The sequence below is a fragment of the Pseudomonas sp. NPDC090752 genome (genome assembly GCF_055584805.1).
Genome location: NZ_JBVJLI010000009.1, coordinates 115,249 through 130,797, shown reverse-complemented (window position 1 = coordinate 130,797; position 15,549 = coordinate 115,249). Strand labels below are relative to the sequence as shown.

16 protein-coding genes are annotated in these 15,549 nt (G+C 62.2%); 11 read left to right on the top strand and 5 right to left on the bottom strand.

Annotated features, from left to right (window positions below):
• Positions 1-67: 67 nt before the first annotated feature.
• Both ACZ6YA_RS14355 and ACZ6YA_RS14350 read left to right on the top strand, forming a co-directional pair.
• Positions 68-703 (top strand): 2OG-Fe(II) oxygenase, encoded by a 636-nt coding sequence (locus ACZ6YA_RS14355; protein ID WP_465897861.1) that lies wholly within the window; start codon positions 68-70, stop codon positions 701-703.
• Positions 690-1,199 (top strand): 2-thiouracil desulfurase family protein, encoded by a 510-nt coding sequence (locus tag ACZ6YA_RS14350; RefSeq protein WP_465897786.1) that lies wholly within the window; start codon positions 690-692, stop codon positions 1,197-1,199. The genes ACZ6YA_RS14355 and ACZ6YA_RS14350 overlap by 14 nt, the downstream gene beginning before the upstream one ends.
• Here ACZ6YA_RS14350 and ACZ6YA_RS14345 read toward each other — a convergent pair.
• Positions 1,138-1,653 (bottom strand): substrate-binding periplasmic protein, encoded by a 516-nt coding sequence (locus ACZ6YA_RS14345; protein WP_465897785.1) that lies wholly within the window; start codon positions 1,651-1,653, stop codon positions 1,138-1,140. The genes ACZ6YA_RS14350 and ACZ6YA_RS14345 overlap by 62 nt on opposite strands.
• Positions 1,654-1,850: 197 nt before the next feature.
• Here ACZ6YA_RS14345 and ACZ6YA_RS14340 point away from each other — a divergent pair, with 197 nt between their 5' ends.
• On the top strand, positions 1,851-2,327 hold the full coding sequence (locus ACZ6YA_RS14340) for a DUF4399 domain-containing protein (protein WP_465897784.1): 477 nt from the start codon (positions 1,851-1,853) through the stop codon (positions 2,325-2,327).
• A 165-nt stretch (positions 2,328-2,492) separates the two neighbouring features.
• On the opposite strand, the gene serA is transcribed toward ACZ6YA_RS14340, so the two are convergent.
• Complete coding sequence (gene serA / locus ACZ6YA_RS14335) at positions 2,493-3,722, bottom strand: phosphoglycerate dehydrogenase (protein ID WP_400796149.1); 1,230 nt, start codon at positions 3,720-3,722, stop codon at positions 2,493-2,495.
• Positions 3,723-3,893: 171 nt separating this feature from the next.
• Between serA and ACZ6YA_RS14330 the strand changes: the two genes are divergently transcribed.
• The 4 genes from ACZ6YA_RS14330 (at position 3,894) to ACZ6YA_RS14315 (ending at position 8,087) form a co-directional block, all read left to right on the top strand.
• On the top strand, positions 3,894-5,291 hold the full coding sequence (locus ACZ6YA_RS14330; protein ID WP_465897782.1) for an FAD-binding oxidoreductase: 1,398 nt from the start codon (positions 3,894-3,896) through the stop codon (positions 5,289-5,291).
• A 25-nt stretch (positions 5,292-5,316) separates the two neighbouring features.
• Entirely contained in the window at positions 5,317-5,982 is a 666-nt protein-coding gene (locus ACZ6YA_RS14325; protein WP_465897781.1) for a fumarylacetoacetate hydrolase family protein, read from the top strand.
• Positions 5,983-6,167: 185 nt separating this feature from the next.
• Positions 6,168-7,085 carry an SdiA-regulated domain-containing protein gene (locus ACZ6YA_RS14320; protein ID WP_465897780.1) on the top strand — a complete coding sequence of 306 codons (918 nt, stop codon included), beginning with the start codon at positions 6,168-6,170 and terminating at the stop codon, positions 7,083-7,085.
• Between the two features lie 90 nt (positions 7,086-7,175).
• Positions 7,176-8,087: an SdiA-regulated domain-containing protein gene (locus tag ACZ6YA_RS14315; RefSeq protein ID WP_465897779.1), complete on the top strand. Its 912-nt coding sequence runs from the start codon at positions 7,176-7,178 to the stop codon at positions 8,085-8,087.
• A gap of 106 nt (positions 8,088-8,193) precedes the next feature.
• On the opposite strand, the gene rpiA is transcribed toward ACZ6YA_RS14315, so the two are convergent.
• Complete coding sequence (rpiA, locus tag ACZ6YA_RS14310; RefSeq protein ID WP_465897778.1) at positions 8,194-8,868, bottom strand: ribose-5-phosphate isomerase RpiA; 675 nt, start codon at positions 8,866-8,868, stop codon at positions 8,194-8,196.
• 146 nt (positions 8,869-9,014) lie between these two features.
• On the opposite strand from rpiA, the gene ilvA reads away from it, so the two are divergent.
• On the top strand, positions 9,015-10,529 hold the full coding sequence (gene ilvA / locus ACZ6YA_RS14305; protein ID WP_465897777.1) for a threonine ammonia-lyase, biosynthetic: 1,515 nt from the start codon (positions 9,015-9,017) through the stop codon (positions 10,527-10,529).
• Positions 10,530-10,567: 38 nt separating this feature from the next.
• Positions 10,568-10,993, top strand: a complete 426-nt coding sequence (locus ACZ6YA_RS14300; protein ID WP_465897776.1) for a DUF2269 domain-containing protein — start codon at positions 10,568-10,570, stop codon at positions 10,991-10,993.
• Between the two features lie 83 nt (positions 10,994-11,076).
• Here the strand turns inward: ACZ6YA_RS14300 and ACZ6YA_RS14295 are convergent, their stop codons facing one another.
• On the bottom strand, positions 11,077-11,733 hold the full coding sequence (locus tag ACZ6YA_RS14295; protein ID WP_465897775.1) for a histidinol-phosphatase: 657 nt from the start codon (positions 11,731-11,733) through the stop codon (positions 11,077-11,079).
• A gap of 141 nt (positions 11,734-11,874) precedes the next feature.
• On the opposite strand from ACZ6YA_RS14295, the gene ACZ6YA_RS14290 reads away from it, so the two are divergent.
• Positions 11,875-12,354, top strand: coding sequence for an RNA pyrophosphohydrolase (locus tag ACZ6YA_RS14290; protein WP_003249017.1), 480 nt, complete (start codon positions 11,875-11,877; stop codon positions 12,352-12,354).
• Between the two features lie 22 nt (positions 12,355-12,376).
• On the top strand, positions 12,377-14,656 hold the full coding sequence (gene ptsP, locus ACZ6YA_RS14285; RefSeq protein ID WP_465897774.1) for a phosphoenolpyruvate--protein phosphotransferase: 2,280 nt from the start codon (positions 12,377-12,379) through the stop codon (positions 14,654-14,656).
• Positions 14,657-14,772: 116 nt separating this feature from the next.
• Here the strand turns inward: ptsP and ACZ6YA_RS14280 are convergent, their stop codons facing one another.
• Positions 14,773-15,519, bottom strand: coding sequence for an NRDE family protein (locus ACZ6YA_RS14280; protein ID WP_465897773.1), 747 nt, complete (start codon positions 15,517-15,519; stop codon positions 14,773-14,775).
• Positions 15,520-15,549: the final 30 nt, after the last annotated feature.

Genomic DNA, 15,549 nt, shown 5'->3' with positions numbered 1-15,549 from the left:
CCGGTTTGTCGAGACGGGCGCGTGATTCTCGGCCAAGTGGCGCTGTGCGAGTGCAGGGCTTATGGATATGATGCGCGCCATGCACATCTCCCTTGAACACCCGATGCTAGCGGCCGTCGTCGACGATCTGGCAACCCATGGTTGGTCGCAGCAGGCCCTGTTCGTGCCTGGCGAACTGGTGCGCGCGCTGGCGAGCGAATGTCGGCGCCGGGATGCCGAAGGCCAGCTCAACCCTGCCGGGGTAGGGCGCGGCGTGGCGCAGGAGGTGCGCGAGGCGATCCGTGGCGACCAAATCGAGTGGATCGACCCCGGCCAGGCCGAGGCCTGCGACCGCTATCTGGAAGCCATGGACCAGTTGCGCCTGGCCATCAACCAGGGGCTGTTCCTTGGCCTTGAAGACTTCGAATGCCATTTCGCCCTGTACTCGCCAGGGGCATTCTATCGCCGGCACCTGGACCGCTTCCGCGACGACGACCGGCGCATGGTTTCCGCTGTGCTTTACCTCAATGAAGGCTGGCAGCCGCAGGACGGCGGCCAGTTGCGCATGTTCCTGGCTGACGACGTGGTGCATGATGTGCAGCCTTTGTCCGGCACCCTGGTGATCTTCCTTTCGGGCGAGGTGCCCCACGAAGTGTTGCCCGCGGGGCGCGAGCGGCTTTCGTTGACCGGCTGGTTCCGGCGCCGTGGCAATGACCCGTTCTGAGCTGCCAAAGGTGCTGGTCAGCGCCTGCCTGCTGGGGCAGCCGGTGCGTTATGACGGGCGGGCCAGCGGGCACTCGGATTTGCTCCAGCAATGGCAGGCCGAAGGGCGCGTGGTGCCTTTGTGCCCGGAGGTGGCCGGCGGTTTGCCGACACCCCGTCCGCCCGCAGAGATCCCAGGTGGCCAGGGTGATGCGGTGCTCGACGGTGGCGCGCAGGTGATCACGGTTACCGGTGAGGATGTCAGCAATGCGTTTCTGGCCGGGGCGCAGCAGGCGCTGGCACTCGTGCGTCGGCATGGCATTGGGGTGGCGGTGCTCAAGTCTGGCAGCCCATCTTGTGGCAACCAGCTGACCTACGATGGCACCTTCAGTGGGGTGAAGGTGCCGGGCGAAGGGGTGACGACGGCCTTGCTACGGCGTGAGGGGGTGCTGGTGTTCAGTGAGCTGCAGCTGGAGCAAGCGCGGCAGGCGCTGGCAGGGCTGGCTGCGAGGCCGTGAACCATTTGTTGTCCAGTTCCTTCATGCGGCCACTGTCGTTGAGGCGCTGAAGTGCATTGTTGACCGCACTTTCGAATGCCGGGTTGTTCTTCTGGAACGGGATCACCAGCTTCTTTTCGCCGAAGGGCTGGCTCACATCGAACGGGCTGTCCTCCTTCGGTGAATCACCAGAAGGCGTCAGGGCAATGTCGTACTTGCCACTTTCCACGCCGGGCAGCACGTCTGCCTCGTCCGTTTCGACGAACTCTGCGCGCAGGTCCAACTCGCGGGCCAGGTCCTGGCCGAGTTCGATTTCAAAACCCGTCAAGCGTTCGTTTTCCTTGAACGAGTAAGGCGCGTTATCGGCCTGCACGGCAATGCGCAGTTCGCCCCGGTCGGCTATTTCGTCTATCAGCTCGGCTTGAGCCAACGGCGTGATGAGTACTGCCAGAAGTACGCCTATGGTCGAACGCATGTAATGCCCCTTTTTTGGCAAATGAATAACTATCGCCACGACTTTCTTCCTCGTCGTGGTCGAGCGCAGCCTATGACCTTGAAGCCTTGGCGAGGTTTAACCCTAACTGAAATATTTCTCTTTGTGGGCTATGGTGAACTACCGCCGCCGTAGGATTTTTCTGGCGGTGGCTTTTGAGTGAATTACAGGAGAAGTGAATGAACAGCCTATTTTCGCGTGCTGCCGTTGCCGGTCTGCTGATGGGGGCCTCGGTGTTGGCCAGCGCTGCGGATGCGCTGAAGAGCCAGGAGCCGCCCAAGGATGCCAAGGTCTTCATCGTTTCCCCCGCCGATGGTGCCACGGTCGACAGGACCTTCACCGTCAAGTTCGGTATCGAGGGCATGGACCTCAAGCCAGCGGGTGACCAGACCCCGCACACCGGCCATCACCACCTGCTGGTGGATGTCGACAAAGAACCCGTGGCCGACATGCCGCTGCCCACCAGCCTGATGCCAGAAGCCGGCACCGCACTGCCAACCGGCCCGCAGGTGCTGCACTTCGGCAAGGCCCAGACCGAAGCTACTATCACCCTGACGCCGGGCAAGCACACCCTGCAGCTGGTGCTGGGTGACCAGTACCATGTGCCGTTCAAACCGAGCGTCGAGTCGAAGAAGATCACTGTTACTGTGAAATAGGTGCTGAATCTTTCGCGGGCAAGCCCGCTCCCACAGGGAAAGCACAAGCTTCAAGGGCTGTGCAGTACCTGTGGGAGCGGGCTTGCCCGCGAAGCAGACGAATCCGATTTCGCTGACAAAAAAGGGAGGCCACCAAGGCCTCCCTTTTTCATCCAGCGATCACGCTCAGAACAGTACGCGCGAGCGGATGGTGCCCTTGACGTGCTGCAGCTTCTCTTGCGCCAGGTCCGAGTACTCGGCATCGACGTCGATAACCACATAACCCACTTTCTCGTTGGTCTGCAGGAACTGACCGGAGATGTTGATCCCGTTTTCGGCGAAGACTTTGTTGATCTCGCTGAGCACGCCCGGGATGTTTTCGTGGATGTGCAGCAGGCGGTGCTTGCCTGGGTGCGCCGGCAAGGCCACTTCCGGGAAGTTGACCGAGGACACCGAGGTACCGTTGTCGCTGTACTTGACCAGCTTTTCGGCCACTTCCAGGCCGATGTTGGCCTGGGCTTCGGCGGTGGAGCCACCGATATGCGGGGTCAGGATCACGTTGTCCAGGCCGCGCAGCGGGCTTTCGAACTCTTCGTCGTTGGAGCGCGGTTCGACTGGGAACACGTCGATGGCGGCGCCGATCAGGTGCTTGTCCTTGATCGCGGCGGCCAGGTGGTCCAGCTCGACCACGGTGCCACGGGCAGCGTTGATCAGGATCGCGCCCTTCTTCATCGCGCGGATTTCTTTCTCGCCGATCATCCACTGGGTGGATGGCAGCTCAGGCACGTGCAGCGAGACGATGTCGGCCAGGCCCAGCAGCTCGTTCAGGCTGGTGACCTGCACGGCGTTGCCCAGCGGCAGTTTGGTCAGTGGGTCGTAGAAGTAGACCTGCATGCCCAGGTTTTCAGCGAGCACCGACAGTTGAGTACCGATCGAGCCGTAGCCGACGATGCCCAGCTTCTTGCCACGGATCTCGAACGAGTTGGCCGCGCTCTTGATCCAGCCGCCACGGTGGCAGGAAGCGTTTTTCTCAGGGATGCCGCGCAGCAACAGGATGGCTTCGGCCAGCACCAGCTCAGCCACCGAACGGGTGTTCGAGTAGGGTGCGTTGAACACGGCGATCCCGCGTTCACGGGCAGCTTCCAGGTCGACCTGGTTGGTGCCGATGCAGAAGCAGCCCACGGCGACCAGTTTCTTGGCGCAGTCGAAGATCTCTTCGGTCAGCTGGGTACGCGAACGGATGCCGATGAAGTGGGCATCAGCGATCTTTTCCTTGAGCTCGGCTTCAGGCAACGAACCAGTGAGGTATTCGATGTTGGTGTAGCCGGCAGCCTTGAGGGTATCGACCGCGTTCTGGTGCACACCTTCAAGAAGAAGGAACCGGATCTTGCTCTTGTCGAGAGAAGTCTTGCTCATCTGCGTAAACCTGTATCCCGGAGAAAAAATGGCGAGGAGTGATGCTAGGCGCAGCGCGGGCCTTAGCATGAACAGCGGGAGGGCTATGCTAGCATACGCGACACAATCTGAGCTTATCCCGACAGGTGAAGAGTGCTCAGGGTGACTATGAATAAGTCGAGAGTTCCAGCGATGACCTTCCCCGCTGCAATTGATGAACTGATGACCCTTGTCGACCCCGGCAAGGTCTTGACTGACGCGGCTTCCCTGGAAGCGTTTGGCAAGGACTGGACCAAGCATTACCCGCCCGCACCCAGCGCCATCGTGATGCCCAAGAGCGTAGAACAGGTGCAGGCAATCGTCGCCTGGGCCAATCGCCATCAGATCGCGCTGGTGCCCTCCGGTGGCCGTACCGGGCTTTCCGGCGGTGCCGTGGCGGCCAATGGCGAAGTGGTGGTCGCCTTCGACTACATGAACCAGATTCTCGACTTCAACGCCTTCGACCGCACAGTGGTCTGCCAGCCGGGGGTGATCACCCGCCAGTTGCAGGCCTTCGCCGAAGAGCAGGGCCTTTACTACCCGGTGGACTTCGCCTCCAGCGGCTCCAGCCAGATTGGCGGCAACATCGGTACCAATGCCGGCGGCATCAAGGTGATTCGCTACGGCATGACCCGCAACTGGGTCGCCGGTCTGAAAGTGGTCACCGGCAAAGGTGAACTGCTGGAGCTGAACAAGGACCTGATCAAGAACGCCACCGGCTATGACCTGCGCCAGCTGTTCATCGGCGCCGAAGGCACACTGGGCTTCGTGGTCGAGGCGACCATGCGCCTGGACCGCGCCCCGCGCAACCTCACCGCGATGGTATTGGGTACCCCGGACTTCGACTCGATCATGCCGGTGCTGCATGCCTTCCAGGGCAAGCTTGACCTGACCGCGTTCGAGTTCTTCTCCGACAAGGGCCTGGCAAAAATCATGGCCCGCGGTGATGTGCCTGCGCCGTTTGCTACCGATTGCCCGTTCTATGCCTTGCTGGAATTCGAGGCCAGTACCGAAGAGGTGGCCAACGAAGCGCTGGCCACCTTCGAGCACTGCGTCGAGCAAGGTTGGGTGCTGGACGGGGTGATGAGCCAGAGCGAGACCCAGCTGAAAAACCTGTGGAAGCTGCGCGAGTACCTGTCGGAAACCATCTCGCATTGGACCCCTTACAAGAACGACATCTCAGTCACGGTTTCCAAGGTCCCGGCCTTCCTGCGCGATATCGATGCCATCGTCAACCAGCATTACCCCGACTACGAGGTGGTCTGGTATGGCCACATCGGCGACGGCAACCTGCACCTGAACATCCTCAAGCCCGAGCACATGAGCAAGGACGACTTCTTCGCGTCGTGCACCAAGGTCAATAAATGGGTGTTCGAGATCGTTCAGCGCTACAACGGCTCAATCTCCGCCGAGCACGGCGTGGGCATGACCAAGCGCGACTACCTGGGCTACAGCCGCTCGCCGGATGAAATTGCCTGCATGAAGGCAATAAAGGCCGTCTTCGACCCTAACGGCATCATGAATCCGGGTAAGATCTTCGCTCCTGAATAAAAAGCAGTAAGCAAAGGAGTCGGCCATGAGTTACCAGCACCAGTACGTAGACGGCACGCGCATCCACTTCCCGCTGGGCAAGGTGGTGTGCATCGGCCGTAACTATGCCGAGCATGCCAAGGAACTGGACAATCCCATTCCGACCGAACCGCTGCTGTTCATCAAACCCGGCAGCTGCGTGGTGCCGCTGGAAGGCGGGTTCAAGATTCCGACAGACCGTGGCTCGGTGCATTACGAGGCGGAAATCGCCGTGCTGCTGGGCAAGTCACTGTCCGCGCATGCTTCGGAAGAAGAAGTGCTCGACGCCATTTCCGGCTACGCCCCGGCGCTGGACCTGACCCTGCGCGACCTGCAGTCCAAGCTCAAAGAGAAGGGCTTGCCATGGGAGCTGTGCAAGAGCTTTGACGGGGCCTGCGTGCTGCCGCCGTTCGTGTCCGCCGCCTCCTTTGAAGACGTGACCGACATTCCGGTACGTCTGACCATCAACGGCGAAGTGCGCCAGGACGGCAACAGCGCGATGATGCTCAACCCGATCGTGCCGATCATCCAGCATATGGCGGCGTGCTTCTCGCTGCAGGCGGGGGATGTGATCCTGACCGGTACGCCGGCTGGCGTTGGCCCGTTCAATGTGGGGGATGAGCTGGTGCTGGAGTTGCCGGGTGTGAGCCGCTTCGAGAGCCGAGTGCTTTAAAGCTGATACCGCGTCGCCTTCTTCGCGGGCAAGCCCGCTCCCACAGGTACAGCACCGCGCCTTAGGGCTGCACCTAACCTGTGGGAGCGGGCTTGCCCGCGAAGCAGGCGACGCGGTTTACCGTTTTTTCACAACCCATCCGGATAATGCGCGAACCTTCGCCTATTTCCCCAGGAATACCCTGCATGCCCGATGCCTCCGCTTCCCCCAAAACCAAGCGCCGCTTCTACCGGCGCTGGCCATTCGGCCTGGCCGCGGCTGCGGTGATCGGCTATGGCGTGGCCGTGGCGATGCATTGGGATGACCGTGGCCTGCTGTGGGTCAAGGAAGGCTTTGAAACCAGCGCCGAGCGCAGCGAAAGCGTCTGGCTGCCGGACTACCAGGTCGATATCGACGCCAAGCCCTTGCCGGGCATGGATGATGACGAAGCCTCGGACGTGGCGTTCAACCCGCATACCCGTACGCTGTTCGTGGTCATGGGCAAGAACCCGTTCCTGGTCGAGTTGAGCCTGGAGGGTGATGTGCTGCGGCAAATCCCCTTGGAGGGCTGGAATAACCCCGAAGGTGTCGCCGTGCTGGAAGATGGCCAGCTGGCCATCACCGATGAGCGGCTGCATGACCTGACCGTGGTCAAAGTGGATGCGCAGACCCGATCACTGAACCATGCGGATTTCCCAAGCCACGACCTCGGCCCGTCGGTAAAGAGCAACAAGGGCTTCGAAGCCATCGCCTGGGACCCGATGCGCCAGCGCCTGGTGATCGGCGAGGAACGGCCGCCGAAGCTGTACACCTGGAGCACCGATGGCCGCACCCCGCTCAAGGGTGACAAGCAACTGCTGGCCAGCGACGAACTCGACCTGCGCAATCTATCGGCATTGGGTGTCGACCCGCGTACCGGCCACCTGCTCGTCCTGTCGGCTGATTCGAACATGCTGCTGGAGCTCGACGAACAAGGCCAGCAGGTCAGTTTCATGACCTTGCTGGGCGGTTTCAACGGCCTCAAGGACACCATTCCGCGCGCTGAAGGAGTGGCCATGGATGACCAGGGCAACCTGTACATGGTCAGCGAGCCGGCGCTGTTCTATCGCTTCAAGAAAAACTGACAGCAACATCGGACCCTTCTGATGCTGGCATTAAGCTTAACTTCAGTTGTTCATGGTTAGATTCGCCGTCCTCAAACCGAGTCTGCCTTTATGCGTCGCACTGTTCGTCTGCCCCTGCTTCTGGCTGTCCTTGGCCTGCTCGCCGTGCTCGTCCTGGGTGCGGCCGAGCGGCATTTCCGCCTGGCCGAGCGTGGCTGGTTCAACCTCAAGACCTGGTGGCAGCCGGCTGAACTGAGCATGGGCCTGGAGCGCTACCAGGTGGTGATCGAGGCGCAGCCGATCGAAGGGCTGGACGACGATGTTTCCGCGCTGACCTACGACCCCGACCGCAAGACCCTGTTCACGGTGACCAACCAGCGTTCCGAGCTGATCGAGCTATCCCTCGACGGGCGCATTCTGCGTCGCGTGCCTTTGACTGGCTTCGGCGACCCGGAGGCGGTGGAGTACGTGGGGCCGAACAGCTATGTGATCACCGATGAGCGCACGCAGCGGCTGATCCGCGTGCGTCTTGAGGACGACACGATGTTTCTTGATGCCAGCGATGCCGAGCAACTGAGCCTGGGGATCGGCCTGAACGGCAACAAGGGCTTCGAGGGCCTGGCCTACGACTCGGCGGGCAAGCGCCTGTTCGTAGCCAAGGAACGCGACCCGATGGTGATCTACGAGATTCACGGTTTTCCCCACGACAACCCGGAGCAGCCCTATGCGGTGCACGTGGTTCAAGACCGCAAGCGCGATGCGCGGCTGTTCGTCAGGGACCTGTCGAGCCTGCAGTTCGACGAGCGCAGTGGCCATCTGTTGGCGCTGTCGGATGAATCGCGGCTGGTGCTGGAGTTGGATGTGAAGGGCAAGCCGCTGAGCACAATGGCGTTGCGCAAGGGGTATCAGGGGCTGATGCAGACGGTGCCGCAGGCAGAAGGGATTGCGATGGACGAGGCGGGGACTATCTATCTGGTCAGTGAGCCGAACCTGTTTTACGTGTTCAAGCAGCCGGCTGATTGAGCGGGGCCGAGGGGCCTCTTCGCGGGCAAGCCCGCTCCCACAGGTTTATCCACAAGTTTCAAGACCAGTGGTATGCCTGTGGGAGCGGGCTTGCCCGCGAATGGCATCACTCGGCTTTCAGGGTTTTCACACCTTCCGAAGTGCCCAGCAGCAGCAGGTCTGCCGGCCGCGCGGCGAACAGGCCATTGGTGACCACGCCGACGATCGCATTGATTTGCGCTTCCAGCTCCACCGGGTTGGTGATCTGCAGGTTGTGCACGTCGAGGATGACGTTGCCGTTATCGGTCAGCACGCCCTCACGGTAGACCGGATCGCCGCCCAGCTTGACCAGCTGGCGCGCCACGTGGCTGCGGGCCATCGGGATGACTTCGACCGGCAGCGGGAAGGCGCCCAGCACCGGCACCAGCTTACTGCCATCGGCGATGCAGATGAAGGTCTTGGCCACTGCCGCGACGATCTTCTCGCGGGTCAGCGCCGCACCGCCGCCCTTGATCAGGTTCAGGTGCGCGTCGCTCTCGTCGGCGCCGTCGACGTAGAACTCCAGCTCGCTGACGCTGTTCAGTTCGTAGACCGGGATACCATGGCCCTTCAGACGCTGGGCAGTGGCCTCGGAGCTGGCGACCGCGCCATCGAACGCAGTCTTGTGCTGGGCCAGGGCGTCAATGAAAAAGTTGGCGGTCGAACCGGTGCCGACGCCGACGACGCTCTTTTCATCCAGCTTGGGCAGAATGAAGTCGACAGCGGCCTGGGCGACGGCCTGTTTGAGTTGGTCCTGGGTCATGCGGGCTCCGAAAAGGGGCAGGGCGGTTTGCAAAGTGGCCTAGTATAACGGCTCGCTTGAAGGCTCGGGCGGCTTTGCTGTGGTCGCCCGACGTAGCGCTGGGGTAGACTCGCAGCCCTTGTCCCGCGGCCAGTGATGCGTTCCCGATGCTCGAACAGTACGTCAAGAAGATCCTCACCTCGCGCGTCTACGACGTCGCTGTCGAAACCCCACTGCAAAGTGCCGGGCAACTGAGCAAGCGCCTGGGCAACCAGATTCTGCTCAAGCGCGAAGACCTGCAGCCGGTGTTCTCCTTCAAGATTCGCGGGGCGTACAACAAGCTGGCGCAACTGAGCCCGGAAGAACTGGCGCGCGGCGTGGTCACCGCTTCCGCTGGCAACCACGCTCAGGGCCTGGCCCTTGCCGCGCGTGAAATGGGCATCAAGGCCACTATCGTGATGCCCAAGACCACCCCGGAGATCAAAGTCGAAGGCGTGCGTTCGCGTGGTGGCAAAGTGGTGTTGCATGGCGATTCCTTCCCTGAAGCGCTGGCCTACTCGCTGAAGCTGGTCGATGAGAAGGGCTTTGTGTACGTCCATCCTTACGACGACCCGCACACCATTGCGGGCCAGGGCACTGTGGCCATGGAAATCCTGCGCCAGCACCCGGGCCAGCTGGACGCGATCTTCGTGCCGGTGGGCGGTGGCGGCCTGATCGCCGGCATCGCGGCCTATGTGAAATACCTGCGCCCGGAAATCAAGGTGATCGGCGTCGAGCCGGATGACTCCAACTGTTTGCAGGCAGCGATGGCAGCTGGCGAACGTGTGGTGCTGCCGCAGGTCGGGCTGTTTGCCGATGGCGTGGCGGTGGCCCAGATCGGCCAGCACACTTTCGACATCTGCCGCTTGCACGTGGATGAGGTCGTGACCGTCAGCACTGACGAGATTTGCGCGGCGATCAAGGATATCTACGACGATACCCGCTCGATCACCGAACCTGCCGGCGCCTTAGGTGTGGCCGGTATCAAGAAATACGTCGAACTCTACGGCGTGACCGGCCAGACCCTGGTCGCCATCGACTCGGGCGCCAACGTCAACTTCGACCGCTTACGCCACGTCGCCGAGCGCGCCGAACTGGGCGAGAAGCGCGAAGCGATCATCGCCGTGACCATCCCCGAGCGCCCGGGTAGCTTCAAGGCCTTCTGCGAAGCCATCGGCAAGCGCCAGATCACCGAATTCAACTACCGCAAGCACACCTCCGACGAGGCGCATATTTTCGTCGGCGTACAGACTCATCCAGAGAACGATCCGCGGGCTGCGCTGGTGCAGCATCTCTGCGAGCAGGGCTTCCCGGTCACCGACCTGACCGACAACGAACTGGCCAAACTGCACATTCGTCATATGGTCGGCGGCCATTCGGCCGGCGCCAGCGACGAGATGGTGCTGCGCTTCGAGTTCCCGGAACGACCGGGTGCGCTGTTCAACTTCCTCAACAAGCTGGGTGGGCGCTGGAATATTTCGATGTTCCATTACCGCAACCATGGCGCAGCCGATGGGCGTGTGGTTGCGGGATTGCAGGTGCCGGAAGACGAGCGGCACCTGGTGCCGGCAGCGTTGGCCAAGATCGGTTACCCGTACTGGGATGAAACCGAAAACCCGGCCTACAAGCTGTTCCTGGGTTGAGCGGCTAAGCTTGGCTAACCACCCAAGGACGTGAAGACATGGAACACCTGACCACCCTCAAGTCCCTGCACGTCATCGCCACCGTGCTGTTGCTTCTTGGCGCGCTGGGCCTGGCGATCTGGACCGTTCTGGCGCGTCGCCGGGGCGATGCCGAAGCCTACGGCAAGCTGCTACGTCGGCCACTGGTGTTCGTATGGTTGTTGATGGGCGTGTGCCTGGTGAGCATGCCGTTTACCGGCTGGTGGCTGGTGCACCTGGTGGGCTGGCCGTTGGGCCAGACCTGGGTGTTGGCGTCCAGCGTCATCTATACCTTCGGCGCGTTTGCCATGTGGTGGTTGCTGGTGCGGCTGAACAGGCTGCGCAAGGCCGAGGTGGTGGGATTGCGGTTTACCTTGGCCTTGGCCGTGTTCAGCGGGGTTTGCTTCCTTTCCATCGCCGGGTTGATGGGTGCCAAGCCTGTCTGACAGCCTTCTTTTACACCGGCCGGCCTCTTCGCGGGCTTGCCGAGACGTCGGACCGCCCGCGAAGAGGCCGGCACTGCAATACATCAATCTCTGAGTGAAACCACCGGCCACCCGCGCCGCTCGGCCTCAGCCCGCAGGTTAGGGTCCGGGTCCACCGCCACCGCGTGCGTCACCCGCTCCAGCAACGGCAAATCATTCATCGAATCGCTATAGAAATAGCTGTCTTCCAGATCGAAGCCGTTCTCCAGCATCCACCGCTCCAGCCTCGTCACCTTGCCTTCACGGAAACACGGTATATCGGTACTGCGCCCGGTGTAGCGGCCGTCCTGTACTTCGCACTCGGTCGCCAGCAGCACGCGCACGCCCAGGCGACGGGCAATCGGCGCGGTGACGAAGCGGTTGGTGGCGGTGATGATCACCAGCTGGTCGCCGGCATCGCGGTGCTGTTGCAGCAGGGCCAGGGCCTTGGGCAGGATGATCGGCTCGATGCAGTCGCACATGAACTCGCGGTGCCATTGGTCGAGCTGGGCGGGTTCGGTGGCTGCAAGGATTTCCATGGAAAAGGCCAGGTAGGCCTGCAGGTCCAGGGTGCCGTTCAGGTAATCCTGATAGAAAGCGTCGTTGCGTTGTTTGTAGGCGATCGGGTCGAGAATGCCCCGCTCGCACAAATAATCACCCCAGGCGTGGTCGCTGTCGCCACCGAGGAGGGTATTGTCCAGGTCGAATAAAGCCAGGCGCATCGTGGTCACTCGCATCAGCTACTGGGTAGGCCCGCAGAATACGGAGTTTTCACCTCGCTGCACATAAGCTTGGCGGGCGCGTTGCTGCGCTCGCAGGCTTTGTGGAACAATGCGGTGACATGCGTTTGCGAGGTTGCTGCCGTGATCGACCCGGATGGTTTTCGCCCAAATGTCGGGATCATTCTCACGAATGATGCCGGGCAGGTGCTATGGGCTCGGCGGATCAACCAGGATGCCTGGCAATTCCCGCAGGGGGGGATCAACCCTGACGAGACGCCGGAAGATGCCCTGTACCGCGAGCTGAACGAAGAAGTTGGCCTTGAACGCGATGATGTGGAAATTCTTGCCTGCACCCGCGGCTGGTTGCGTTATCGTTTACCCCAGCGACTGGTCCGTACCCACAGCCAACCGCTGTGCATCGGCCAGAAGCAGAAATGGTTTTTGCTGCGCCTGGTGAGCAATGAGCAACGGGTGCGGATGGACCTGACCGGCAAGCCGGAGTTCGACGGCTGGCGCTGGGTCAGCTATTGGTACCCGTTGGGCCAGGTGGTGACCTTCAAGCGTGAAGTGTACCGCCGCGCCCTGAAAGAGCTTGCACCGCGTCTGTTGACGCGCGACTGACGACGGAGTTCGACCCCGAGCCATGCTCAATACGCTGCGCAAGATCGTCCAGGAAGTGAACTCCGCCAAAGATCTCAAGACGGCGTTGGGCATCATCGTCTTGCGCGTGAAGGAAGCCATGGGCAGCCAGGTCTGCTCGGTCTACCTGCTCGACCCGGAAACCAACCGCTTCGTGCTGATGGCCAGCGAAGGCTTGAACAAGCGCTCCATCGGCAAGGTCAGCATGGCCCCCAACGAGGGCCTGGTCGGCCTGGTCGGTACTCGTGAAGAGCCGCTGAACCTGGAAAACGCCGCCGATCACCCGCGTTACCGCTACTTCGCCGAAACCGGCGAAGAGAAATTCGCCTCCTTCCTGGGTGCTCCGATCATCCACCACCGCCGCGTGGTTGGCGTATTGGTGATCCAGCAGAAGGAGCGCCGCCAGTTCGACGAGGGTGAAGAAGCCTTCCTGGTCACCATGAGCGCCCAGCTTGCCGGGGTTATCGCCCATGCCGAGGCCACCGGTTCCATCCGTGGCCTGGGGCGCCAGGGCAAGGGCATCCAGGAAGCGCGCTTCGTTGGTGTGCCGGGCTCGCCGGGTGCCGCCGTCGGCCGCGCTGTGGTGATGCTGCCACCGGCCGATCTGGAGGTGGTGCCGGACAAAACGGTCGAAGACATCGACGCCGAACTGAAACTGTTCAACAACGCCCTCGAAGGCGTGCGCGCCGACATGCGCAAGCTGTCGGCCAAGCTGGCGACCCAGCTGCGCCCCGAAGAGCGCGCGCTGTTCGACGTGTACCTGATGATGCTCGAAGACGCAGCCCTTGGTGGTGAGGTGACCGACGTCATCAAGACCGGCCAGTGGGCCCAGGGCGCCCTGCGCCAGGTGGTCGGCGAGCACGTCAACCGATTCGAACTGATGGACGACGACTACCTGCGCGAGCGTGCTTCGGACGTCAAGGACCTTGGCCGCCGCCTGCTGGCCTACCTGCAGGAAGCCCGCTCGCAGTCGCTGGTGTACGCCGACAACACCATTCTGGTCAGTGAAGAGCTGACTCCGGCGATGCTCGGTGAAGTGCCGGAGGGCAAGCTGGTCGGCCTGGTTTCGGTACTGGGCTCGGGCAACTCCCACGTCGCCATCCTGGCCCGGGCCATGGGCATCCCGACGGTCATGGGCCTGGTTGACCTGCCGTATTCCAAGGTCGATGGTATCGAGCTGATCGTCGACGGCTACAAAGGTGAGGTGTTCACCAACCCCAGCGACGTGCTGCGCAAGCAATACAGCGAGGTGGTCGAAGAGGAGCGCCAGCTGGCTCAAGGCTTGGACGCGCTGCGCGAGCTGCCCTGCGTCACCCCGGATGGCCATCGCATGCCGCTATGGGTAAACACCGGTCTGCTCGCCGATGTGGCCCGTGCCCAGCAACGTGGCGCCGAGGGTGTAGGCCTGTACCGCACCGAAGTGCCGTTCATGATCCAGCAGCGCTTTCCCAGCGAAAAGGAACAGCTGGCGATCTATCGCGAGCAGTTGGCGTCGTTCCACCCGCTGCCGGTGACCATGCGCACCCTGGACATCGGCGGCGACAAGGCCCTGTCTTACTTCCCGATCAAGGAAGAGAACCCGTTCCTGGGCTGGCGCGGCATCCGCGTGACCCTCGATCACCCGGAAATCTTCCTGGTCCAGACCCGCGCCATGCTCAAGGCTAGCGAAGGCCTGAACAACCTGCGCATCCTGTTGCCGATGATTTCCGGTATCCACGAACTGGAAGAGGCCCTGCACCTGATCCACCGTGCCTGGGGCGAAGTGCGCGACGAAGGCACCGATGTGCCGATGCCACCGGTGGGCGTGATGGTTGAAATCCCGGCGGCGGTGTACCAGACCAAGGAACTGGCGCGGCAGGTGGACTTTCTCTCGGTCGGCTCCAACGACCTGACCCAGTACCTGCTGGCCGTGGACCGCAACAATCCGCGGGTCGCGGACCTCTATGACTACCTGCACCCGGCGGTGCTGCAGGCCTTGAATACCGTGGTGCGCGATGCCCATGGCGAGGGCAAGCCGGTGAGCATCTGCGGCGAGATGGCCGGTGACCCGGCGGCGGCAATCCTGTTGATGGCCATGGGCTTCGACAGCTTGTCGATGAACGCCACCAACCTGCCGAAGGTGAAGTGGATGCTGCGCCAGGTGAACATGAGCAAGGCCAAGGAGCTGCTGGCCGACGCCCTGAGCCATGACAACCCGCAGGTTATCCACAGTTCGCTGCAGCTGGCGCTGAAGAATCTCGGCCTGGCGCGGATGATCGGGCCTGGGGCCAACAAGACCCTCTGAGGTTTGCACCGGCCTCTTCGCGGGCAAGCCCGCTCCCACAGGTACTCCACAAGCTTTGATTCAGTGGAGAACCTGTGGGAGCGGGCTTGCCCGCGAAGAAGCCGGAAAAACCGCCCTCAAACCAGCAGCTCAACTTCCCCTAGGTGGCCGCCAAACGGCCCGAAGCTGCGCTCGATCAGCTGCCTTCTCCCCTGATCATCCACAATCAGCAGAGTACTTGCCCGTGTTCCATAGTTCTGACTGGCAATAAACACGCTCGATAGCAGCTTCTCTGTCGCCAGCCCCACACCCGTTTCCGGCAATTCGCCCTCAGGTGCCGGCTCTCCATCGGCCAGCAACGCCAGCAAGCGCTGCGGGTCCGCTGAGTCCAGCAACCCTTCCAGCCCACTGCGCGCCTTCACCAGTTTGGGCCAAGGCGTATCCAGCCCAGCATTGGAAAGCCCGTACACGCCAGCCTCCAGCAGGCGCGGCGCCGCTTCGCGGGCGTGCAGATACCCCAGTTGGCCCACATCACCCACCAGCAGATTGAATCCCGAATACTGTTTGCTGCGGCTGGCGACCTGGTCCAGGTAGGCTTCGACGCCAAGCTCACCTTGCAGAAAGGCCGCCACCAGCTCGCCGCGCGAGCGCGGCCCCAAGGCTTGCCCAGGGTCACGGATATTGGTCAGCGCGGCAAACCGCCCCTGCGGACCCACACCCAGCCATGTACCGCCGGCTTCGAGGTCGCGCCCGGCATGCACCCCGGGCGCATCTTCCCAGGCCGCCAGGGCCTGGGTGGGCCGGGCATAGAATTCGTCGCGGTTGGCCGCCACGATCAGCGGCAGAGCATGCCCCGGCCGCCAGGCGAATACGATCAGGCACATCGGTTGGGCCTCTGTGTTTTTTGCCACTGT

What these genes read in the sequence shown, in the direction of transcription:
- rpiA (WP_465897778.1), bottom strand. Translation starts at nt 8,868, where the DNA reads ATGACCCAGGACCAACTCAAACAGGCCGTCGCCCAGGCCGCTGTCGAC.
- serA (WP_400796149.1), bottom strand. Translation starts at nt 3,722, where the DNA reads ATGAGCAAGACTTCTCTCGACAAGAGCAAGATCCGGTTCCTTCTTCTT.
- ACZ6YA_RS14340 (WP_465897784.1), top strand. Translation starts at nt 1,851, where the DNA reads ATGAACAGCCTATTTTCGCGTGCTGCCGTTGCCGGTCTGCTGATGGGG.
- ACZ6YA_RS14320 (WP_465897780.1), top strand. Translation starts at nt 6,168, where the DNA reads ATGCCCGATGCCTCCGCTTCCCCCAAAACCAAGCGCCGCTTCTACCGG.
- ACZ6YA_RS14280 (WP_465897773.1), bottom strand. Translation starts at nt 15,519, where the DNA reads ATGTGCCTGATCGTATTCGCCTGGCGGCCGGGGCATGCTCTGCCGCTG.
- ACZ6YA_RS14350 (WP_465897786.1), top strand. Translation starts at nt 690, where the DNA reads ATGACCCGTTCTGAGCTGCCAAAGGTGCTGGTCAGCGCCTGCCTGCTG.
- ACZ6YA_RS14300 (WP_465897776.1), top strand. Translation starts at nt 10,568, where the DNA reads ATGGAACACCTGACCACCCTCAAGTCCCTGCACGTCATCGCCACCGTG.
- ilvA (WP_465897777.1), top strand. Translation starts at nt 9,015, where the DNA reads ATGCTCGAACAGTACGTCAAGAAGATCCTCACCTCGCGCGTCTACGAC.
- ACZ6YA_RS14355 (WP_465897861.1), top strand. Translation starts at nt 68, where the DNA reads ATGATGCGCGCCATGCACATCTCCCTTGAACACCCGATGCTAGCGGCC.
- ACZ6YA_RS14345 (WP_465897785.1), bottom strand. Translation starts at nt 1,653, where the DNA reads ATGCGTTCGACCATAGGCGTACTTCTGGCAGTACTCATCACGCCGTTG.
- ACZ6YA_RS14330 (WP_465897782.1), top strand. Translation starts at nt 3,894, where the DNA reads ATGACCTTCCCCGCTGCAATTGATGAACTGATGACCCTTGTCGACCCC.
- ACZ6YA_RS14295 (WP_465897775.1), bottom strand. Translation starts at nt 11,733, where the DNA reads ATGCGCCTGGCTTTATTCGACCTGGACAATACCCTCCTCGGTGGCGAC.
- ACZ6YA_RS14325 (WP_465897781.1), top strand. Translation starts at nt 5,317, where the DNA reads ATGAGTTACCAGCACCAGTACGTAGACGGCACGCGCATCCACTTCCCG.
- ptsP (WP_465897774.1), top strand. Translation starts at nt 12,377, where the DNA reads ATGCTCAATACGCTGCGCAAGATCGTCCAGGAAGTGAACTCCGCCAAA.
- ACZ6YA_RS14315 (WP_465897779.1), top strand. Translation starts at nt 7,176, where the DNA reads ATGCGTCGCACTGTTCGTCTGCCCCTGCTTCTGGCTGTCCTTGGCCTG.